We start from the raw sequence: 20,306 nt of genomic DNA on the forward strand, positions 1-20,306 counted from the left end.
GAAACTGATATGACAGAACAAAAGAAATACAATACAGATGGAAAGACCAGTGAAGACAGGGCTCTCGATCTCTTTGCAGACATGATGATTGAGCGCATCAAGTCGCTGAGCAGCAAAGATGGTTGGAAGAAGCCCTGGTTCACCGAGGGCTCGCTGTCATGGCCAAAGAACCTTTCTGGACGTGAATACAACGGCATGAACGCCTTGATGCTTATGATGCACTGCGAGAAGAATGGGTACAAGCTCCCGATTTTCTGTACTTTTGACCGTGTCGCCGGGCTCAACTTCACCAAGGACAAGCAAGGCAAGAGACAGCAGGCGAAAGGCAGTGGTGGTGAAGCTTTGCCACAGGTAAGCATTTTGAAAGGCGAGAAGAGTTTCCCTGTCTTTATCACGACATTCACTGTTGTGGACAAAGAGACCAAGGAGAGGGTGAAGTATGATGACTACAGACTGATGTCAGAGGAACAGAGACAGAAGTATAATGTATATCCAAAATTGCAGGTTTACAATGTCTTCAATGTTTCGCAGACCAATCTTCAGGAAGCACGTCCCGAGCTGTACAAGAAACTCGAGGAATCATGTAGGCAGTCAAAACCGATGGAAATGGGCGAAGACTTCTCATTCCAACCTGTGGACAAGATGATTAAAGAGAACGGGTGGATTTGTCCCATAAAGCCCATCTATGGCGACTCGGCATTTTATTCCATCAGCAAGAATGAGATTGTTGTGCCAGAGAAGAAGCAGTTCAAGGATGGGGAATCATTCTACTCCAATCTCTTTCATGAAATGACCCATTCCACGGGAGCAGAGGGGCAGTTGAACCGTATCAAACCTACATCTTTCGGTTCTGAAGAGTATGCCCGGGAGGAACTGGTGGCTGAACTGACTGCTGCATTGACAGCACAGCGATACGGTATGACCAAGCATCTGAAGGGTGATTCCGCTGCCTATCTGAAATCCTGGCTTGACTCACTGAAAGAGTCTCCTCAGTTCATAAAGACCACGTTGATGGACGTGAAAAAAGCCAGTTCGATGCTCACACAACACATTGACAAGATGGCGTTGGAGATTGAGAAGGAAGAATCCGTCAGGCAGGATAACGGAAATGGAAAAAGCTATCTGTCTGTAGAGGACGGAGACCATGCTGTCTTAGCCTATAATGGTTCCGCGGTGTACATCCAGCATCACGAGAAGGAGGACTCTGTGAAAGTCGCTGTCCCAACGGATAAAGGACTGGAGGTAAAGTTCACCCTTCCCTATGACCACACCAAAGACCTTGACCGAAACTTTCAGGAGGCTTTTGCTCAATACAAAAGTCAGACGGAACCTTCCGAAACGAAAGAGAAAGTCTATTATGCGTCCGTTGCCTACCTGCAATCGACCGATGACACCTCGGAATTGGACAAGCTGAAAGAGCGCGGTGACTATGATGGACTGCTGAGACTTGCCAAGAATTACTATGACGGAAACGGCATGGATGAAGAGCAGACCTATAAGAAACCATGTCAAAACAGGGGCGATGACCTGCTGATTGAGGACAAGGACTTCGCCGTGGTGTATAATGGTAGCGTGGGAGGTACTTATGAAGTATTTGCCAAGTATTCAGAGCAGGATGTCCGCAATCATATAACACGCTATGGCATCGGTCGTGCCAGTGAGGATGTGAAGGAGGTTGCACGGGAAATGACCCATGAGGCATTTACTGCAATGGCTACACGTAAGCTCCCCATCTTACACATGCCTAATGATTCTCTCCTCTATCTTCAGTACAACAAGGAGAAGGATAGCATAGATGTTGGAACCGTAACAAATATCGGATTATCTGTTAAGCATTCATTTCCCTACGACCACGACCAATCCATGGAAATGAACATTCAGGGAGTCCATGAACAACTCCAGGACATGAAGGAATATCAGCAAGAAGAGCATGTAGCTAAATCAGCCTTTCATCGGTAAAGTTTTACATGTCAACGAACAATTATCAGCCGCAAGATGTGTTGTCTTGCGGCTGATTGTGTTATTCCATGTTCCTTACGATACCCATAAAGAGCAATTCATCATATTCGCCTGTTATTGCAAACGCAAATGGTCTGTCAAGTTTCATGGTCACTGGTTCAGGCATTTCGTCTGGCGGTGGACAACCCACCTCGCATTCTGCTATGGTCAGAGCGGCAGCTTCAGTACCTTCTTCCTCCACATTGATGACGCACTGCTGCTTTATCTGACTGATATGCGCAGGTTGGTCTGTTATCTTTGGGAAGCAATCATCCTTGTCAAACATGTCACCAAGTCCCAACTCGCGTAGAACAACTTCTAATGATAGTGTATTGTCGAATTGGAAGCGTGGCATGTAAAAATCCACTTCACAAATGTCGGTCTCATCATCCACCCAATCAGCCGTTTCCATCACGCGCTCAATGCTTATTCCCTCTTTAGGCAGCACCAAGACCATGCTATGTGCATGATCCCGATAAGGCAGACGAATGACCTGATATTTTTCTGTCTCAGCGTATGCTGCCTCTTCCATGTTCTGATACATCATCTCAACGTCTGTCTCTGAACCATCTTCATTATAGAAGGTGTCCGTTTCAGTATAGTCAGAGTCGAACGGAGATTCCCATTTCCCATTCATGTAGATGGCATCGAGTACAAGCATCAAGGCATCCTGACTGATTTCTGTGTCGAGAGACTTTATCATCTGGTGGGTGTTGTCAGATACCCATTTGTCTATGTTCTGTTTCACCTGCTCCTTCTGAGCAAAGTTGGCATGATGAGCCTCTGCATCATAACTATTTTCAAGTTCGTCAATATAATCCTCATGAATGGCGCCCATCGACTTGTTATACCAGATACTTGATGCGTGCTCCAGTTTGAAGTTCTCATCATAGCTGGGTTCCAGGTTGCTATTAAACCCAAGGATAAGTTGATTAACCTTTTCATAGATAGAGCTATCATAATCCATACCTTCCTGAAGCATTTCAAGCATACGGCATAAGCCAACGGGCGAGAAGACGATGTTACCATCCGTCTTTGCCAATAGTTCTCTTGCAATGATTGCTGCAAAATCTGAGTTTGACGGAGCTGCAATGTCACCCATCAAGATATGCTCTGGAGGTGCAGGCATACCCTGTAAGACAAAATCTTCTGGTTCTTGGGGACTTTCCGGACAAATTGGTTTGATGTCAAAAGCTTGATGCAATTCCGCTTCACTCATCAAACCATCTACAACAACAGGTTTTCCTTCCTGTTCCCGTTGGTTAATGGATTCCATCAGGTAACGCAGCTCAGACTCGCATTTGGGACAAGTACCGGGGCAATCGCCCTTGTGGGTACACTCTTCTATTTCAAAAGGAATCTCGTTTGCATCTGCTATGCGCTTGCGAAGATTCTTCAGTGCTTGACAAATTCTTTTTCCTGTTTCCATGTCTAATGATTTCTTATTATGTAGGTAAATCTATCAATGTCTCGAACTCCCATCTTTTGAAGGATGGCAATGCTATGCTCTACATCAGCCTCGGTATTGAACGATGGTATCAACGGTACTCTGACTGTTATCTTCGCCTTGCTTCCAAGAAGGTGACGGAGATTGATGATGACCTGTCCGTTATCCTTCCCAGTATATGCTCTATAGATTTCGGGATTCATGTCTTTGATGTCCACTATCCATTGTTCAACAATTCCTTCTAATACTTCCACAAATACTTTTGGAACGTTAAGCGAGGTCTCGATGGTAATTTTCCAATCATGCCCTTTATCCCTGCATATCTTATGAAAGTGCAGTATCTCTTTGCATGAAATCAATGGCTCACCACCACCGAATGTCACTCCGCCTCCAGTTGCACGGAAATAGAGATCATCCTGCTTCACATGATTGTACAGTTCTTCGGGAGTATATCTCTTCCATACCCCATTTGGAGATAGAGCCTTAGGATTCAGGCAATACTGACATCGTAAAGGGCATCCGTGGAATGCCACAAGTGTTGTCACACCTTCGCCATCCACGCCGATTCGATGCCTGCTAAGTCCTATGAGAACAGATGATTTCACTTGCTTACTTTCTTTCCTTTTACTGTGAAACGCCAAAGTTTTTTGTGAGAGTCATCTTTACCAACAGCTATGCGAAGTGTAGGTTCGTCAAGTTCTATTATTCGTTTCTCCGGAATAACTACAGGGTTTGGGGCAGTTTCCTTAAATGCGCAAACTGTTTCTTCCCACATTTCATTGACGCATTTCACAGGACCGTCAAAGACATTGCCATAATTGTCTTCAACTGTTCTTATGAGGATGCCACCACCAAATTTCTGTTTCTCATTACTTTCAAAAGTCAAGTCAACGCCATAATCATGTATGTACCAACAACCAGCATTAGCATTTCTTGGGTAGGTAACGGTCGATTTTTTGTTTATTCTAAGATCATCATAATTAGCACCATAGAAGTAAAACTCAATCTCGTTTATGAAATACTTGTTGCCCTTACTTTTGATGCAATAGTTACCCATAAAGAACTTTGCCAAATTTGGGAACAAGGCATCAAGTTCAGATTCATTCAATGACTTGTTGACTTCAATGAGTCTTTTCATTAATTCTTTCATTGCTGTAATATGTATTTTATTTTTTTTCTAAAAGTTTTCTCTGAGTATGTCATCTTTCTCTTACTGATAATGAGGACAATCCTTGTTGTCTTCAAGACCGGCTAATGGTATTTGTACACCCTTGCAAAGATTCTTCTGATAGTTTTCCTTGATCGTCCATGTCAGACAATTCAATGCACCTCCATGTTCCTCAATGAACTCACGCATCTGCACCTGATAGATATGGCCTTTGTATTCAGGGAATAACTCCTTGTATTGCTTCAAGGCTTCTGCGTCCGTGATGGTATTGCCTATGCCAGGGATTATGATGAAGTCTTGCGTCTGTAGGCAGTTGATATAAGCCCAGCTCAAATCGTCATATTCACTAAGCTCCAGTTCGATAACATCAAAATGTTCACTGAGAGCATCGTACATCTGTTCTGCAATTTTCTCGTCATACAATTCAAGGTTAACCAAGACTTTGGGTCGTCCCAACGTATTGTAGCCAACGTATCTAACGATACCATCTGTATGTCCGAAAGTGTCTTCCTTGTCCCAAGGGAGCCATACAATAATCAGATTGGGTTCAAGAAATGCGTCTTTGAAAAGCTTTTCTATCTGCTTTTTACAGAGTTGTGGATTCTCAGCTAACACCTTTTCGGTCATAACGACGAATGCAGTCTCCTCGTGATCCTTATTTCCTTTGCAGAACACCAAGTTGCCTCCATCAAGAATGATAGGTATGTTTACAATTTTGTATTTCTGTGCAAAAGGGCTGTTCTTGATAACCTTATCAACGTCAGTAATGTATTTCTTTTTGTCTTGCAGATAATCCGGATTGAAGATGAACCTCACGAACACATCTTCATCCGCCTGTGCAGGCATGAAATCTCTGACCCAATAGTCTTTTGTATGACAGACCATTCCCACAGCTTTGTGATATGACCTCATTACGCCATGCAATTGTTCTTTTAACTCTGGGTAGTGCCTGAAGAGCAGACTTGAGAAAACCGCCAAACTCTTTTCTTTTTCTGTAATTATCATATTGTCGATTTTTGAATGAAACATGATGATTTGTCGACTAATCACGGTACAAAGGTACATCATTTTGCCTCTCAAAAACAAGAATTTTCGTTAAATCGGGTTAAGCTTTTTTGAGCATTTATTTACTGATTATCAATATATTATATTATGTTTTTATTGTATTTTATTGTTACGTTTTAGAACATTGGGAGTCAGATGGTTGAGAGATTCAAGAGTCATCTGTTTAAATCAAAGTTTGCCTCAAATAAAAATTTCACCAGACCTGACCTTTCTGACCAAATCTTCTTTGGGAAACTCTGGATTGTACCATTTATATGACACGATTCTACCATGCTCCCTGTCGAACTTATTTATTATATCTTTCATGTCCTCGGGCAGTTTGTTTATGCCAAATTCATATAAAGAAGCAGGTATCTGGTGGTAGTAGGCTCCTGCTATGGCACCCGTAATCGCCCCCATCGTATCAGCGTCACCTCCAAGAGAGATACAGAGTCGCAAGGCATCTTCATAGTCTTTGCTATCGAGGAAAGCAATGATAGACTCTGGCACTGTACCTTGACAGCTACCGTCAAAACTGTATGTAGGACGAATATCATCACAGGTTCTATTCAAGTCATAATCGAATGTCTCTGCTATGTATCGACGTATTTCTTCCTTGGTGTGTCCTGTGCGTGCCAGGAAGATTGCCGCCGCAGTTGCCTGAGCACCTTTTATTCCTTCCGGATGGTTGTGGGTAACCTCTGCGGACTTCTTCGCGACCTTCAAGGTCTCTTCCAATGTAGAGAAGGCAAAGCCAACAGCAGCAACTCGCATAGCAGCTCCATTGCCCCAGGATTTATAGGGCTTCGGATTGTCAGAGTGCAACCACTCTGAAAACATATTACCGTAGGCTCCCATGGGATGTGGGTATTTGCGTCCCCAAGCCTGCATACGTGCAACCAGCCCTTTCTTCGTCAGTTTTTTGTCGTTCAGAATCCAATCTGCTACCGCTACGGTCATGATGGTATCATCCGTATAGTCCATTCTGCTGTCCTGAAGAACGATGTCAGTGCTCTTGTTTGGACTGAACTCATAGATGCTACCTGCTATATCCCCAAGAACTGCGCTTATCAGCAGCGGATTATAGCAGTTCATTGATACATTGCGTGGTTCATTAACCTTTATCCGTGTATTGGTATAGTCGATGCTTTCATACCATCGTCGGAAGGTATCTGGAGTTTCTCCATATCCCCAATGACAGAAACGGTTGAAAAGAATCGCCTTCATTGAGATAGGAACTCCATCGTTAGCATGGAAATCCCCAAGACCATGCTGAATGTAACATACCGTTTCACTGTAAAGACCATTCTCATTGCCAAAATGAAAATAAACCCAATTTTTCTCATACATGTGTCCTACGTGCGCCCCATAATCCTCTGGAACATTTTTGCCATAATAGAAGCAATGCTTCAAGTAAGGCTCCAAAAGGATGTCATAGAACTTCTGAGGCAGGTATATGTTGCCTACGGGAACCGCCTTTCTGAAAAGAGGGGCTATCTCCTCGTCCTTGAAACCTGCGATACCGCATCCGATACGTGTAACGAGAAACTTCATGTCTGAATTTCTCTCAGCAAAATTTATAAACTGATCAACGTATGGCCTGATGGTTTCAACACCTCCCTGCATAGTCGGTATGGCGTATGACCTACCAGTGAGTCCTACACCTACTCCCCACTCGGCACCGAATTTCTTGTGAGCAGCTTTTGCTGAACCGCCCATGTGATGACCGGCGAGGTTGCTGCCAAAGACGAAAATCTCACCCTTTTCAAGGACATCTATTCTCTCTGAGGCAATATTGGGATCCTCTGTTCTGTTTTTATTCATGTTTGTTAGGCTTTAATATATTGACAAGTTTGTCGAATCCATTGTCTTTTTTGAGGTTCCCTCGTGTTATCTTCTGAGACATCCCTTTATGCCCCTTGGTAATCAAGCGACCTTCTTCTTCCAGTTTATTCCACACTTCTTCACCAAAGGTTTCCTTCCAGAGGGACTCAGAGCGTAGAATGAGAAAAGTCTTGTCTGTTTTCGTAGCAAGATACTTTGCCAACAGGTTGGTGAATATCGTCGAAGGCAAATGCTTTATACCTGCTGAGTACCTGAACTTCTCGGAGTGATAGCCGATGAGCTGAAAGAACGCAATGTCATGGTAGATAGGATGATATATCTCTGATGAAGGACTTCCGTATGCCTCCATTGCAAGTTGCTCAAAAGCCTTTTGCCAGTAATAATCACCTTGAACTCTCGAACATTCATATCCGTCATAAATGCCTTCTCCCTGAAAGGTCAATGCGTTTCTCATTAAGCTCAGCAACTGCTCTTTTTGGGCTGGTATCATTGCCATACACTGAGTTTTGTTGACCTTCTCCACATATCCAGGATTCAACGTCAGAATGACAACCTTGGCATCGAGAAGGTTACCTGAGAAAGGCATGGGAGGTACACCCACAACATACTTATACTTTGATTCAACCTTATTGTTGAAATCGTGAATGAATGAGTCATCGCCTGGATATATGCGTTCATCCTCTTCCTTGTCAGACCATAGAGTATACCCGTAAAGATCCTCGGCAAGCATTGCCCATCCGTTTTTCAAGTCCAGGTTGTACTTCTCTACTTCAATGTTACGGAGTGTTTCCTGAGAGGTTGAGATATACTTGATAAAGTCACGTTTTAATGTTGGCGAATTGGCATAGCGTGAGGCTATCTCATTGTAGCTATAATGCACATCATCGAAATGACACACTACCTTATCATCATTGACATTCTCCTCCCAATAGCGATAGAGTATCTCTTCTGTCAGTAACTGAAATAATTTCTTGAAGCTATTGCTTTCTGCTAACTCTATCGTAAAGATGTAGTTTTCGTCAATGCGCAGTAGTTCGATATAGGAAGCTATACTCTGCTTTGCCGTATTCTCATAGCTCTGATAAGCAGGGTGTTCCATGTGTCGCTCTATGTCTTCCAAAAAATCAGGCAATAGATTTGCTCCACGCTTTAGCCGATAAGCTAATTGTGCAATTTTTGTCCAAGGATCAGTCTCGGAGTATTCATGCGCACAGCCGTCTATGTAAGAGCGTACCGAATGAGGTAAACTCAAATCCGAAGTTCGGATAACTGTAATTGATTTCATAACCAGATATTATTAAAAGTCAAAAGGATATTTTCTCCATTCCTTGGATGCACTCGCCTTATCAAAGGCCTCTTCGTCAAAAGAATACACATAGAGGGTACGTTGGGAAGCAACTTCATCCATGTCATCAGGAAGCATAGTATTGCATACGCGATTATCTTCCTGTTCTTTTTTTGATAGAAAGCCAGAAGCCTCCATCTTACGCATGAAGTTACGTCGATCGTACTTCTTCTCATGTATCAGTTCGTAGATACGCTGCAGTTCGTCCATCTTAAACTCATTGTCTAATAGTTTGAAGGCGATGGGCGACACTCTCAGTTTCTCCTGTAGTTTCTTTCTCGCCATACTGATAATCTCAGCATGATCAAAGGCTAAAGGTGGGAGGTGATTCCACTCATGCCATTGCGCCTTGTTTGCATCGTCACCAGCCAACACCTTGAAGTCATTTTTGCTCACTAAGGCAAAGAATGCAACCGTCAGCACCCTTTCACGAGGGTCACGATTGACACCGCTGAATACATGGAACTGCTCCAGATAGACATCTTTTATATTTGTCTCTTCGCAAAGTTCTCGTTTGGCTCCCTCCTCTACCGTTTCGTCCATGCGGAGGAAACCTCCTGGCAAAGCCCAGCTACCTTTATATGGTTCCAGACCTCGCTCTATGAGGAGAATATTTATGCTTGACCCATCAAAGCCAAATATTACACTGTCTGTAGTGACAGCAGGATGAGGATATTTATATGTGTACATACTACATGGTTTTTCAATTACTGGTGCAAAGATACTGCGTTATTTTGACGCAACCAAATATTTTGGCGTAAAAATGACGCAATAAGCGAAAATTTTGATTATTCCGAGTTTTTTGAGCATAAATGGCGAAGAATTATCCGTTATCTTCTGTAATGTTGTCACCATAAAAGCAAAGGTGCCTACTCGTCACGAGCAAGCACCCAGTTATTATGAAAAAAGTTTTTAGTGCGTTCAATATCTATGGAACAGGCATTGTCTATGACTATGTACACATGTATATTTGTGTACATGTATTCATGTATTCATTAACACGCTATTGCTACGCCTGCTTCAAGCATAGGCTACTTGGACAGAACCACGATAGTGAATCGGTTGGCTTCATTCGCGTCGTACTTGTCTATACCACCATAATTCTTAATCTGTATCTGGGAGTCTTTTATACCACGTTCCACGAGAGACTTGGCAATATAGTTGGCACGTCGTTGGCCGAGTTCCTGGTTTCCTGACTGAGTACCTGTAGCACTGTCTGCTGCACCTGATATTGACACTTTCAGATTCTCATCCTTTGCGATACGCGCAATCTCATCGAGATTGACCATTTGAGAATCGTCAACGAGTTTGTCCGAGTTGATTTGAAAGAAGAAATACACAGGTGTTCCCAGACCTATTCTTATCTGGTTAGTGTGACCATCTTCATCTGTCAATCCCGCATTCTTGCCATTGCCGTCCGCTTTCCAATCCTCAGAGTCCATGTTGCTGTCCTGTAAGTTTGAAGAGTCTGACATGTTGAGACGGGCACGGAGAGAGTTGAGACCGCTGTAGCTGTTTTTCGGATAGATGGTTTTGACATCGTCTTCTCCAGCCAGTCGTTTTTGAAGACGGGCATTCTCCATTTTCATCTGGTCGATGTAGTCTCTCAGATATACATTTTCCTCAATATAGGGAGCAGCGTCAATGACACGCTTCCATCCTGTCTTGCCGATGGTAAAGGACAAGCCTGCTGAGACGGTAAGCATGTGGTCCCCGAATTTTGTTGAGGTGCCGATGTCATCAAAGTTCTTGGCTGTTGTCATTCCGCTTATCCCGGCAACGAGATGAAGACGGTCATTGAGGCGGTATCGTGCCTCGATACCATATGAAAAGGCGAACGGATGGCTGCCACTTGAACCTCCTGAGCAAGTACATGAGCCCGACCAGTCAGAGTTGTGTATCATACCAACTCCAAGATATGGTATCACATCCCAAAGAGGTATTCCACTCTCGTTACAGCGTATGCCGGATGTCAGGTTATACATGAAGTCAGCGTGAATGAACTGGTATTTCATGCTTTTGAACTCAGCATTCTTGAATGACAGTCCTTGGAATCCTATACGTCCACCGATTGCGGGTGTGAACCACTTGCCGAGTCCCACCTGCAATGCAGGCTTCACTCTGTCGAACACATCCCCACAACCGATGGGCGACCCAAGAAAAGCAGAAGCCCCGCCCTTTACTTCAATGAACCAATTTCTACCCCAGTTGGCTGCTTCGCTTACATTCTTGAGATATGTAGGATTGCCAGACAAGAGCATAGGCTCCTGACTGAACGTTTTCTGATGAATGATACTGTCCTCATACTGGTGGACAGGTTCTGCCTTTATCGTCATTGCTGCAAGGCAGGACATAGACATGATAAGAATTTTCTTTCTCATTTTGTGTTATGGATTTAATTGTTAATACGAGGTGTAAACAAACGAGCTGATGTCACATTTTCTTTTTTCTGCTGACAGAAGGCTTGCACATCTTACGAGCCATGGCCAGGCATCGGCGTGCCCACTCACGGTCATCTTCATCGGGACGTTGTCCCCAGCCGGAACTGGGACCACCTCCACCGCCACCATGAGTCTGAGCGATGGTTGTAGCATCATCGATGAAGCCACATACCAGATTGAGCGCAACCTTTACGACATGGTTCCCTTCCTCTGCCAGCTGCATGAGCAATGTACCGTCGAAGTCGAGTTTGACATCATCTGGCAGTTTGGGGAAACGCGAAGTGAACTCCTGTGCCATCGTATCAAGGATGACACCATTCAGATGATAGCTCATATTGTGAGCCCATGAAAGTTCAGACCTGTTGGCTTTCTCTTCCAGTTCACTTGCCTGCTGCTCTATCTCCGCTTTATCCTTGCGGAGAGTGTCAAGCAACTGGTTAGTCTCATCGAGCTTCTTCTCTTTGTCTGCCAGTTTCGTCTCAACCAAAGCCTTCTGCTGCTCCAGGTGCTGAATCTTACGGGCAATCCCCGCACTGATGCTATCGCTGTTGGCTTGCAGTTCACGTAACGGTCGGAGCTCATCCTCCAGCCTTTCCTTCTCTGCCTTCAGATTCTCTATCATTGAGGTGAACGACTTCTGTTTCTTCTGGGCAATAGCCAATTCGACATTGAGGTCTTTCAGAGCCCTTCGGGTGTTATCCATCTGAGCTTCGAGTGTCACACATTCGTTGGCGAGCCATCGCCGGTACTCTTCCGTCGAGCGGTGTCTGGCACCAGTCTCTGTTATCGACACCCCTCTTGTAAGACCCCATTTCTCGTTCACCTTAGCCAGCTCATCATGCAGCGCAAGCATGTAGTTCTTGAAATCAACACGGTTCTGACCATGGAAGATTTTCTTGAATGCGAACTTCTTTTCCTCGTCAATAGGAAGAAGCGCACAATGCACATGAGGGTTTTTCTCGTCACAGTGGACAATGAACGATATGATGTTTTCTTCACCATATTTGTCAGCCACGAAACGATAGATGTCCTTTGCCCATTCCTCTATCTCTGGCATTCTGCGGATATGCTCATTGTCCTTCTTACTCTCGAAATCCACCTCTTGGTTGCCAAAGGCTAACTCACGCATACGTTCTGTAGAGCCACCGAAGATGAAGTTGACCACTGTTCGGTAGCGTGGTTCATCCAGTCCCTCGTTGGGGTCTTTGATGCCACGTGAGGCAAGATTTTCTGCCATAAGTCTTGTTAACGGACGGCTCTTGTCTATTGGGGTCACGATGCCACCCCTCTGGATCTCGAAGTTGAGATGTTCGCGGCTTCTGTCGTAGTTTCCCTCACGCATAGCCTGCTCCCATCCCTTGTCCGTCCATGCCCTCAGCTCCTCGTTGCTTGACTGTGCAAGCCCCTTGGAGGTCTTGATGTCCATGACTTGTTTTCCTGCTTTACTCATATTCAAATGTTATTATGATACCATCTTCAAAGCCTTTTTTCAGTCGGCTAAACAACGTCTCTGAGATGAGCATTTCTGACCCAGCTTGCTGTTTATCTGGTCAGCCCTCCCGACAACGTTAGGAGGTCGGGGTATTAGGCTTCCCGAGACTGAAAAAAAGTGGCACGTGCAAGCACGCTGCCTATCGTTGCTTAACTCCATTCAGCGAAGTGCCTACGGAGCGTCTGAAACGCTTTGGCGAGATGGTTATTAGAAAGGATGATTCAATGGTCATTGTTTTCAGCAGGAGAAGAGACCGAAGGGGTCTGGGTCGGTGGCTGCTTATGTCCCCTAATTGAGGGGCATGGAGGGTTATCGTAATAGGTGGATTCCATACCTGAGCTGTAATGCTCAAAGATGCAGTCCATGAGGATTACCTCACCCTTGGAATACTCCGATGTCACTTCTGCCATAAAACTGGGCTTGCTGTTGGTACGTAATGCAGCAGCCATGATGCCAAGTGTAGCAATCACTTTGTGCCAGTCCCAGACATGGTCTTTACCGAACAGGAGCCCGACCGAGTCAGATAACTCTTCAGGCAATTGTTTGTGTGCATCGAGGACATGAAGCATCGATACTGCCAGGCCGTCGAATATGACAGTCTGCTCATTAAGCACGTGTCGTGCAGGTATTCCGCCATTCCCTTCTTTCTTCGCCATGTCCAACTTCAAGGCATAATACCGGTTGTAAGATTCCGCCACCTCCTTTGCTCTTGTCCTGCCTTTGAGATAGCGCACAAACTGCATGGCACAGAAGTCGAGAATATCGTCTGGTGTCTCAACAAAGAGAGACAGACGCTGTGAGAGGTTGACCGAAAAGATGAAGCTCTTGGAGTAAGGCTTGGCAGAAATATGTCCGAGGTTTGCCAGCCCTGCGATAAATTGCCGTACAGTGGCACGCTGCCATTTCCATTGGCGTGAAAGTTCTGAGATGGTGGCAACGAACTGGCCAGGCAGCAACTGCAACGCACCTTCGGCTTCAGGTGTGGCGTATGCACCTGCGGATGCTCTGGACAACAGGTCGCAATAGGCTTCGAGCTTGCTGTAACGTTCCTCCGATTTGGGTTTGAGAAACTCCAGCAATGAACGATCCACACTTTGTGGAGTCTCTCCCTCAGAAGAGACATGTTTTGATGATTGGTTCATTTGAGTCATTCTTTAATTTGATATGTTATTTACCAGAGCAAGTGTTGTCTAATCTCTGCCACAAACAAGTGGCATTTAATAGTAGTTTTTGAATATCTGTTCCAACCGTTCGTCATGCTTTTTGAGCGGTTCTGAATCATTGTAAAGCGCAAGCACTTTTTCAGATGGGTAAAAGACCGCTGCCATACTGAGTGTGAAGAACAGATGAAAGACACTGTTCATATACGGAATGGCATAGCAGACCATTGCCACAAATACAGTGAAGAACCAAAGCCGCTTCCTCTCATGCAAAAGTCTCAGTGCGCTAACCATAATTTTTCTGGATATAAGAATCAGAGTAATGAGACTGGAGAGAGCCACAGCTATATTTGGGTCTGTCATACAGCAGCACCAGTTGATGAAGATGAGAAGGAACGTAAGCATGCTGACATAGAAAAGCTTGCTGTTACGGAGTGAGACCATCTTCCACATGAATGTTTTCATGAACTTGTATTCCTTCTTGTATAGACAGAAGAATGCCACCAAGAGCAGGAAAGGGAAGATGAAACGAATGATGGTAAGAGTCAGTGTCATATTTAACCATTATTTTATTTGAGGATTATTTTGAGGCAGATTCCAATGACTCCAGTCGTGCAGCAATGTATCTGTTCAACTGGATGTTGTAACTGGGAGACATCTGGTCAATCTCTGGGTCTTTTGACAGCTTTTCATCTGCCTCAATCAGGAGACGAAGATACAGATCGACATTAGAGCCATGGTCAGTCTGAGCGTGGATGTCCTCCTTCTCAGTTTTTAGTAGAGAGCCGACAGGCTGCATTGTATCGGGGTCAATATCATCGGGCAACTGATAAGCATTCCGAATACTACGCATGACCAACAGACAGAAGAACACAATCAGGCACAGTATGGATTTGGCCATCAGGTTCAAGTCAAACACCATCATTGCAAGCACACTTAGCACTATGATGGTAATGTAGAAGGCATATACCTTTTTCTTAGTATTCATAATCGTCGAGTTCAAGTTTTATTATTCCAAAAGATGCTTTTTCGATAATGTATTCAACATCACGCAATGTGAGGGCATTCCTCTTGACACGTACAGATGCGGACGGGTCTTTCCTGCACAGGGCTGCCACTCCTTGGTTCAAGTCATATTCACTTATATTCCATGTGCGTGATTTGATGAAAGAGTAATGCTCTCTGTAACTTTGAAGAGTGATAGCCTTGTAGAACAGGGTTTTCAACACACCATCCTGAGGTATTCTCATCTCTATAAGCCTTTCCGTGTCTATGACCTTTATCCATGTCCTGTTTTTATGTATGATGTCAGCAATGAGATAAAACGTTCTTTTCTCCATCAAAGACCGCAGTTGAAGTCGTTCATGATTTGAACATGTTCACGTTTCACCTTGAAGGTTCCACGCTTCTCGTGAAGACGTAGGTCTTCAAAGAGGTCAGCTGACATCACCTCAATGGAGTTGTATATCGTGACATTGAGCTGGTGGACAAGTCCGTCAACATGTGTCTTGCAGTTAATCTTGAACATCCGTTCCGTGACGGGGAAGCAGTAGGCGCAGCTCTCATGGCCGAAGACCGTATCAACTGGTGGTTCCAGATGATAGAGGATGGCAAGATCAGCATTCATTTCCAACATTTCCAGGACATTCTCCATAGACTGAGGCTTGGGAACGTCATACAGAAGAATGGCGTAATCCTCATAGGAAGTGACCTTGCTGAGGAAAACATTATCTATGAGATCTGGCAGGATTACTGGTCCTGACGTTTTGAATTTGTAGATGGCTTCCTGTAACATTTTCGAGGTTGATTAGAGAGTTGATATGTATAAACGCATGAGCTGTGTTGGCAATTTATCGGACAGTTCCTTGTCTAAAAGATGTTTGCTGTCAAGCCTTGAAACAATCGCCTGGAAGTCCTTCGCAATATCTGTCATGGCTTGTGACTGTTCGGGAGTAAGCATTGCCACGCCAAAGGAATCCATCGACAGGTACGGCTGGAGCATCATCCACAAATAGGCATTGGCTTGAGGAGCATCTTTTATCTTACCTCTTTTTAGTACCTCGTGGCAGATCTTTGCATTGAGAATCAATCGGCGGTTGGTTCTCATGGACATATAAACCAGTGCTTCCTCTGCGGAAATTATCTTCTTGGAGGCATTTGAATATACATTTGTACAGATGTCGGTTGTCAGGTTCGTAATGCCAGTCATATTCATTGAGGAGCATTTGTCAAGATGCGCAAGAAAAGAGCGGAAGTGTCTGTCCTCATTGGCTATGTAATTGAGGAACTCTTTCTTTGAATGGATTCCCATCCTGTTCACCTCAGAAAGGTACTTGGAGTAGTCTGCAAGTATCTCATGTACATCTTTATTATAGATTGGATTCTTATCCAAGCTGGAATAGAAATTACCAGCAGCCTGTTTTAAGGAATCAAGTCCACTCTCTTCAGCATATTTAGATGTGTGTAATTTCACGTATGCCACATCGCTCAACGTGCATTTATCAGCCAGTCTTAGCAGAGCCGTGCGGATGGAGTCCGTGTTTTCCGCAAACACCATTGACAAGCCGGCATGAGCTGTGAACGCTGGGTCTTTCTCGATGTAATGAAGGACTGTATCTGACAACTCTTGCCACTGGTTGATGTAAGCAGCCATTTGTTCAGAATTGACTACTTGTTGTTCCTGTATGGAATGAAAGAAGCTATTATATTTCCTCAAAGCGTCCTCAGAAGACTCAAAATCATATTGAGTTCCAGTAGAACACGAAGAGGAAATAAATAAGGTACATAAAAAAAGCAAGTGAAAGATTAAACTCTTATGAGTCTTTTTTCTTTCACTTGCTTTACTTTCTTTCATTTCGCTTTTGAGACCTGAAGCAGAAGGGTTGCAAAGGCAACGCTGATAATGGAAACAGTGTGGTATTGTCCTATATTTCATTGGCATTTATGTGTTAAATTCGAGTGCAAAGATACGGATATTTTTCCATACCACAATGAAAATAATGCCACTTTAAATTATTTTGTTATTCATACTCCATAAAGTATGATAAATTACCAACCATGGAAAGCATTAAACAAGGTTAAATAATCAAGAAAGGTTAATTATATTGCCTCAGTATGATTATTATTCTGAATATAATTTGTAACTTTGCACGCAAAATAGAATGATGCGTATTACCAAACCTCACTACCACAAACGGATGGCTGTAAGGTTAGGTTGTATCTAACCATCATAATATCAGATAAATACCTTTTTACAATGGCAAAAATTGGCTACATCATGGCTATCTCCCAGTACGACAGACTGGAGGAAGACCGAAAGTGGATGAACGACTATGGTTGCATCCGTATCGTTGAAGAAAGTGACGAGAACGAACGCAACAGACCGCTCTGGAAACAACTGATGGTTGCCCTGCAAAGGGGCGACGAACTTGTTATATCCAAGTTTTCCAATGCCTTGCGTGGCAGTCGGGAACTGGCAACATTTCTGGAATTTTGCCGAGTCAAGGTCATCCGTATTGTAAGCATCCATGACCAGATTGATTCAAGGAACGAGCTGTTTCCCGAAACAAGGCCGTCCGATGTATTGGAAATGATGGGTGCTTTGCCGGAAGAGGTTCTTGCCCTGCGTAAGTCTGCGGAGCATGTCGTCAATTTACAGGAGAAGATGATAGTGTCACTACCTCCCGTCTCGTCAGCAAAGATGCAGAAGCTCGACAGAGAAAAGACAGTCATCAACCTGTATGTTGCAGGTCATCCCATTGATGAAGTATGGAGAGCCAGCGGTTTCAGAAGCCGAAGCTCTGTGTTCCGCATACTGAACAAGCATGGCATCAAGCTGAACCGTGGCAATCATTCTGGGCCAATCAAGAGAAAGGGCATATCTGACAATCCACAAGACAAAGAATAAATAGCATGAAAAAGATACTGTTCCTACATGGTTTCTTTGCTACTGGCAGCTGTCCGATGGCGAGAGTACTGAGGGAGGCCTTTGATGGGCAAGCCATCGTGCTGACTCCCGATCTGCCTCTCCATCCCAAGGAAGCACTGAAATACATACGCATGCTTATCGACAAGGAGAAGCCAGACCTGCTCATAGGCAACAGTTGCGGGGCTTTCCTTGCACAGATGCTTTCTCCTGTCGTGGGCATCCCTGCCTTGCTCGGTAATCCTCATTTCAAGATGACGGACTTCCTGAGAGAACGCATTGGCGAACATGAGTACAAGGCTCCGCGCATGGACGGTAATCAGACAATAGTCATCAACGAATCACTCATCAATGAGTTTGAGCAGCTCGAAGCCTTACAGTTTGACTATTGTAATCCGTATTACAAGGATCGTGTGTGGGGACTCTTTGGTGAACAAGACACACTGGCTCATTTTGAGCCGTTGTTCTTGCAGCACTATAACAACAGCTATCACTTCCCTGGCGGACACACGCCCACAGAGCAGGAAGTCAGGACTTGGTATGCCCCGTTGGTACAGAAGATGCTCATGGAGTATTCAGTTAAAGAAGAAAGATTTTTCCGTCACTTCAAGGGAGGAATGTACAAGTATATCCATTCCGCATATGACAGCGAGACTCAGGAACGCATGGTAGTATATCAAGCATTATATGGTGAGGAAGCATACTGGGTTCGTCCCGAGAAGATGTTTTTCGAGAAAATAACAAGAGACGGAAGGACATTTAACCGATTCACAGAAATAGACAGATAAAGATGGAAACATTCAAAGACGTTATATCAGGCGACCAACTTGTCTTGGTCGATTTCTTCGCCACATGGTGCCAGCCATGCAAGATGATGCACCACATCTTGGAGCAGGTGAAGACAGTGCTGGGTGACAGAATCCGCATCATCAAGGTGGATGTAGATAAGTACAGCGTAACAGCAAGCCAATACCGCATTCAATCCGTGCCTACGCTGATGCTCTTCCGAAACGGAGAAGTATTGTGGCGCACAAGCGGTGTGGTAGATAAAGCCGAACTGCTGGCTACGCTTGATCCATTCTTAAAATAAAAAGATGAAAAGAATAAAGGAAGAGCAGCGAGTTGTGGAGCAGATGATACGTTTGTACTGCAGGAAGAAGGAGGGCAATAATGAATTATGTCCTGGGTGCCAAGAGTTGCTACAGTACGCTACTGCAAGACTGGAACGCTGTAAGTTTGGCGAGAACAAACCAACTTGCAAAAAGTGTCCCATCCACTGCTATCGTCCTCAGATGAAAGAACGAATGTGCAAAGTGATGCGCTGGGGTGGGCCAAGAATGATTTTGTATCACCCGGCAGCTGCCATCAAGCATGTCATAAGAGAATTGTAACAATAAGAAAATGAGCATGAAACAGATAGAAACACTCGTCTTTGATTATGGAGGTGTCATCGTGAACATTGATGATGCTTCTGTTGTGAAATCCATGGAGAGCCTGGGCGTAACGGCGTTCAAGCGACTAATCCATGTCCGCAAGATCAAGAGACTGATGCACCAATATATTAATGGTCTTGTAGCGGAATCAGAAACATTGAAAGAGATGCTGAGTCTTTGCCGTAAAGGAACCACAACCGAGGATATTGAAAAAGTGCTCAAAGAGCTGTGTGGTAATCTGCCCGTAGAAAGACTGGAAGCGTTAGTCAAACTTCGGAAGCAGTACAAGGTCTATCTGCTCAGCAACATCAACGACACGCTTTGGCAGAAGTCGGTCTGTCTGATGAAGCAGCATGGATATTCCACGGACGAGTTGTTTGATGAAGTATTCCTCTCATACGCCATGCGGAAGGAGAAGCCATCCGTCGAAATCTATGAAGAGATGACGAAACAGACTGGATTGAATCCTGCCACCACCCTCTATTTCGATGACCGTGCCGAGAATGCCGAAGCTGGCAGAAACTTCGGCTTCCAGAGTGTACTGGTAAAGACCAATCATCTGGAGGAGCATCAGGAATGGCAAGAAATTAACAAGAATACAAAAGAATAATCTTATGCGCATAATAGGAAACTTACTTTGGTGGCTCTTCGGAGGTCTCGAAGCTGCCATCGGTTATTTCACCGGGAGTCTGGCTCTTGCATGTACCATCATCGGCATTCCCTTTGCAATACAGACATTCAAGATTGGTCTGCTCTGCCTATGGCCTTTTGGTTCTACGGTAAGAGAAACGAATAGTCCAACTGGTTGCATTCGCATCCCGCTGAATTTACTCTGGCTGATTTTCGGAGGTTTGTGGGCTTGCATCATGCATCTGTTCTTCGGCTTTCTCTTATGTATAACCATTATCGGCATTCCTTGGGGAAAACAGCATTTCAAGATGGCCGGGCTTTCGCTCGCACCATTCGGCAAGGATGTGGAGTTGGGAATTTAAAGTGATACAGATTGCG

The 20,306-nt window shown here is 44.4% G+C and carries 22 protein-coding genes; 7 read left to right on the forward strand and 15 right to left on the reverse strand.

Annotation, left to right across the window (positions count from 1 at the left end; all coding sequences use genetic code 11):
• Nucleotides 1-9: 9 nt before the first annotated feature.
• A complete protein-coding gene (locus C234_RS0101275) occupies nucleotides 10-1,959 on the forward strand; it encodes an ArdC family protein (RefSeq protein ID WP_027324275.1) in 1,950 nt (649 codons plus the stop codon).
• 61 nt (nucleotides 1,960-2,020) lie between these two features.
• Here C234_RS0101275 and C234_RS0101280 read toward each other — a convergent pair whose 3' ends face one another.
• From C234_RS0101280 to C234_RS0101355, 15 genes are all read right to left on the reverse strand, one after another.
• Nucleotides 2,021-3,427, reverse strand: a complete 1,407-nt coding sequence (locus C234_RS0101280) for a serpin family protein (RefSeq protein WP_027324276.1) — start codon at nucleotides 3,425-3,427, stop codon at nucleotides 2,021-2,023.
• Nucleotides 3,428-3,429: 2 nt separating this feature from the next.
• Nucleotides 3,430-4,050, reverse strand: a complete 621-nt coding sequence (locus tag C234_RS0101285) for a radical SAM protein (RefSeq protein ID WP_027324277.1) — start codon at nucleotides 4,048-4,050, stop codon at nucleotides 3,430-3,432.
• Nucleotides 4,047-4,595: a hypothetical protein gene (locus C234_RS0101290; protein WP_027324278.1), complete on the reverse strand. Its 549-nt coding sequence runs from the start codon at nucleotides 4,593-4,595 to the stop codon at nucleotides 4,047-4,049. The genes C234_RS0101285 and C234_RS0101290 overlap by 4 nt, the downstream gene beginning before the upstream one ends.
• Nucleotides 4,596-4,655: 60 nt before the next feature.
• A complete protein-coding gene (locus C234_RS15640; RefSeq protein WP_158330230.1) occupies nucleotides 4,656-5,618 on the reverse strand; it encodes an agmatine deiminase family protein in 963 nt (320 codons plus the stop codon).
• A 240-nt stretch (nucleotides 5,619-5,858) separates the two neighbouring features.
• Nucleotides 5,859-7,481, reverse strand: coding sequence for an A1S_2505 family phage non-structural protein (locus C234_RS17925; protein ID WP_428829114.1), 1,623 nt, complete (start codon nucleotides 7,479-7,481; stop codon nucleotides 5,859-5,861).
• The gene (locus C234_RS0101310) at nucleotides 7,474-8,787 is read right to left on the reverse strand and encodes a hypothetical protein (protein ID WP_027324279.1); all 1,314 of its coding nucleotides are present in this window, start codon (nucleotides 8,785-8,787) and stop codon (nucleotides 7,474-7,476) included. The genes C234_RS17925 and C234_RS0101310 overlap by 8 nt, the downstream gene beginning before the upstream one ends.
• A 12-nt stretch (nucleotides 8,788-8,799) precedes the next feature.
• Nucleotides 8,800-9,537 (reverse strand): NUDIX hydrolase, encoded by a 738-nt coding sequence (locus C234_RS15650; protein WP_081688088.1) that lies wholly within the window; start codon nucleotides 9,535-9,537, stop codon nucleotides 8,800-8,802.
• Between the two features lie 341 nt (nucleotides 9,538-9,878).
• Nucleotides 9,879-11,228, reverse strand: a complete 1,350-nt coding sequence (locus tag C234_RS0101320; RefSeq protein ID WP_027324281.1) for an OmpA family protein — start codon at nucleotides 11,226-11,228, stop codon at nucleotides 9,879-9,881.
• 52 nt (nucleotides 11,229-11,280) lie between these two features.
• Complete coding sequence (gene mobV, locus C234_RS0101325) at nucleotides 11,281-12,738, reverse strand: MobV family relaxase (protein WP_027324282.1); 1,458 nt, start codon at nucleotides 12,736-12,738, stop codon at nucleotides 11,281-11,283.
• Between the two features lie 263 nt (nucleotides 12,739-13,001).
• Nucleotides 13,002-13,922, reverse strand: coding sequence for a hypothetical protein (locus C234_RS16670; RefSeq protein ID WP_152532451.1), 921 nt, complete (start codon nucleotides 13,920-13,922; stop codon nucleotides 13,002-13,004).
• A gap of 75 nt (nucleotides 13,923-13,997) precedes the next feature.
• On the reverse strand, nucleotides 13,998-14,495 hold the full coding sequence (locus C234_RS0101335) for a hypothetical protein (RefSeq protein ID WP_034536830.1): 498 nt from the start codon (nucleotides 14,493-14,495) through the stop codon (nucleotides 13,998-14,000).
• A gap of 25 nt (nucleotides 14,496-14,520) precedes the next feature.
• Nucleotides 14,521-14,928, reverse strand: a complete 408-nt coding sequence (locus C234_RS0101340) for a hypothetical protein (protein ID WP_027324284.1) — start codon at nucleotides 14,926-14,928, stop codon at nucleotides 14,521-14,523.
• Nucleotides 14,918-15,280 carry a hypothetical protein gene (locus C234_RS0101345; protein ID WP_027324285.1) on the reverse strand — a complete coding sequence of 121 codons (363 nt, stop codon included), beginning with the start codon at nucleotides 15,278-15,280 and terminating at the stop codon, nucleotides 14,918-14,920. Before C234_RS0101345 ends, C234_RS0101340 begins: the two co-directional genes overlap by 11 nt.
• A complete protein-coding gene (locus tag C234_RS0101350; protein WP_027324286.1) occupies nucleotides 15,280-15,735 on the reverse strand; it encodes a hypothetical protein in 456 nt (151 codons plus the stop codon). Before C234_RS0101350 ends, C234_RS0101345 begins: the two co-directional genes overlap by 1 nt.
• 12 nt (nucleotides 15,736-15,747) lie before the next feature.
• Nucleotides 15,748-16,794, reverse strand: a complete 1,047-nt coding sequence (locus tag C234_RS0101355; protein ID WP_094398684.1) for a hypothetical protein — start codon at nucleotides 16,792-16,794, stop codon at nucleotides 15,748-15,750.
• 402 nt (nucleotides 16,795-17,196) lie between these two features.
• Between C234_RS0101355 and C234_RS0101360 the strand changes: the two genes are divergently transcribed.
• Genes C234_RS0101360 through C234_RS0101385 form a run of 6 tightly spaced genes read left to right on the forward strand, consistent with a single transcriptional unit; the run spans nucleotide 17,197 to nucleotide 20,290 of the window.
• Nucleotides 17,197-17,847 (forward strand): recombinase family protein, encoded by a 651-nt coding sequence (locus C234_RS0101360; RefSeq protein ID WP_027324288.1) that lies wholly within the window; start codon nucleotides 17,197-17,199, stop codon nucleotides 17,845-17,847.
• A 5-nt stretch (nucleotides 17,848-17,852) separates the two neighbouring features.
• Nucleotides 17,853-18,653 (forward strand): YqiA/YcfP family alpha/beta fold hydrolase, encoded by an 801-nt coding sequence (locus C234_RS0101365; RefSeq protein WP_027324289.1) that lies wholly within the window; start codon nucleotides 17,853-17,855, stop codon nucleotides 18,651-18,653.
• Nucleotides 18,654-18,655: 2 nt separating this feature from the next.
• Nucleotides 18,656-18,955 carry a thioredoxin gene (gene trxA / locus C234_RS0101370; RefSeq protein ID WP_027324290.1) on the forward strand — a complete coding sequence of 100 codons (300 nt, stop codon included), beginning with the start codon at nucleotides 18,656-18,658 and terminating at the stop codon, nucleotides 18,953-18,955.
• Between the two features lie 4 nt (nucleotides 18,956-18,959).
• Complete coding sequence (locus C234_RS0101375; protein ID WP_027324291.1) at nucleotides 18,960-19,256, forward strand: nitrous oxide-stimulated promoter family protein; 297 nt, start codon at nucleotides 18,960-18,962, stop codon at nucleotides 19,254-19,256.
• 16 nt (nucleotides 19,257-19,272) lie between these two features.
• Complete coding sequence (locus C234_RS16675; protein WP_158330231.1) at nucleotides 19,273-19,908, forward strand: HAD-IA family hydrolase; 636 nt, start codon at nucleotides 19,273-19,275, stop codon at nucleotides 19,906-19,908.
• A gap of 4 nt (nucleotides 19,909-19,912) precedes the next feature.
• Nucleotides 19,913-20,290 (forward strand): YccF domain-containing protein, encoded by a 378-nt coding sequence (locus C234_RS0101385; RefSeq protein WP_027324292.1) that lies wholly within the window; start codon nucleotides 19,913-19,915, stop codon nucleotides 20,288-20,290.
• Nucleotides 20,291-20,306 lie beyond the last annotated feature (16 nt).

This window comes from Bacteroides pyogenes DSM 20611 = JCM 6294 (assembly GCF_000428105.1).
Taxonomy (GTDB): domain Bacteria; phylum Bacteroidota; class Bacteroidia; order Bacteroidales; family Bacteroidaceae; genus Bacteroides; species Bacteroides pyogenes.

Excerpts from the sequence above, each read along its gene's own strand:
- C234_RS0101275 (WP_027324275.1), top strand. The coding sequence starts at position 10 with ATGACAGAACAAAAGAAATACAATACAGATGGAAAGACCAGTGAAGAC.
- C234_RS0101280 (WP_027324276.1), bottom strand. The coding sequence starts at position 3,427 with ATGGAAACAGGAAAAAGAATTTGTCAAGCACTGAAGAATCTTCGCAAG.
- C234_RS0101290 (WP_027324278.1), bottom strand. The coding sequence starts at position 4,595 with ATGAAAGAATTAATGAAAAGACTCATTGAAGTCAACAAGTCATTGAAT.
- C234_RS15640 (WP_158330230.1), bottom strand. The coding sequence starts at position 5,618 with ATGATAATTACAGAAAAAGAAAAGAGTTTGGCGGTTTTCTCAAGTCTG.
- C234_RS17925 (WP_428829114.1), bottom strand. The coding sequence starts at position 7,481 with ATGAATAAAAACAGAACAGAGGATCCCAATATTGCCTCAGAGAGAATA.
- C234_RS0101310 (WP_027324279.1), bottom strand. The coding sequence starts at position 8,787 with ATGAAATCAATTACAGTTATCCGAACTTCGGATTTGAGTTTACCTCAT.
- C234_RS15650 (WP_081688088.1), bottom strand. The coding sequence starts at position 9,537 with ATGTACACATATAAATATCCTCATCCTGCTGTCACTACAGACAGTGTA.
- C234_RS0101320 (WP_027324281.1), bottom strand. The coding sequence starts at position 11,228 with ATGAGAAAGAAAATTCTTATCATGTCTATGTCCTGCCTTGCAGCAATG.
- mobV (WP_027324282.1), bottom strand. The coding sequence starts at position 12,738 with ATGAGTAAAGCAGGAAAACAAGTCATGGACATCAAGACCTCCAAGGGG.
- C234_RS16670 (WP_152532451.1), bottom strand. The coding sequence starts at position 13,922 with ATGAACCAATCATCAAAACATGTCTCTTCTGAGGGAGAGACTCCACAA.
- C234_RS0101335 (WP_034536830.1), bottom strand. The coding sequence starts at position 14,495 with ATGACACTGACTCTTACCATCATTCGTTTCATCTTCCCTTTCCTGCTC.
- C234_RS0101340 (WP_027324284.1), bottom strand. The coding sequence starts at position 14,928 with ATGAATACTAAGAAAAAGGTATATGCCTTCTACATTACCATCATAGTG.
- C234_RS0101345 (WP_027324285.1), bottom strand. The coding sequence starts at position 15,280 with ATGGAGAAAAGAACGTTTTATCTCATTGCTGACATCATACATAAAAAC.
- C234_RS0101350 (WP_027324286.1), bottom strand. The coding sequence starts at position 15,735 with ATGTTACAGGAAGCCATCTACAAATTCAAAACGTCAGGACCAGTAATC.
- C234_RS0101355 (WP_094398684.1), bottom strand. The coding sequence starts at position 16,794 with ATGAAAGAAAGTAAAGCAAGTGAAAGAAAAAAGACTCATAAGAGTTTA.
- C234_RS0101360 (WP_027324288.1), top strand. The coding sequence starts at position 17,197 with ATGGCAAAAATTGGCTACATCATGGCTATCTCCCAGTACGACAGACTG.
- C234_RS0101365 (WP_027324289.1), top strand. The coding sequence starts at position 17,853 with ATGAAAAAGATACTGTTCCTACATGGTTTCTTTGCTACTGGCAGCTGT.
- trxA (WP_027324290.1), top strand. The coding sequence starts at position 18,656 with ATGGAAACATTCAAAGACGTTATATCAGGCGACCAACTTGTCTTGGTC.
- C234_RS0101375 (WP_027324291.1), top strand. The coding sequence starts at position 18,960 with ATGAAAAGAATAAAGGAAGAGCAGCGAGTTGTGGAGCAGATGATACGT.
- C234_RS16675 (WP_158330231.1), top strand. The coding sequence starts at position 19,273 with ATGAAACAGATAGAAACACTCGTCTTTGATTATGGAGGTGTCATCGTG.
- C234_RS0101385 (WP_027324292.1), top strand. The coding sequence starts at position 19,913 with ATGCGCATAATAGGAAACTTACTTTGGTGGCTCTTCGGAGGTCTCGAA.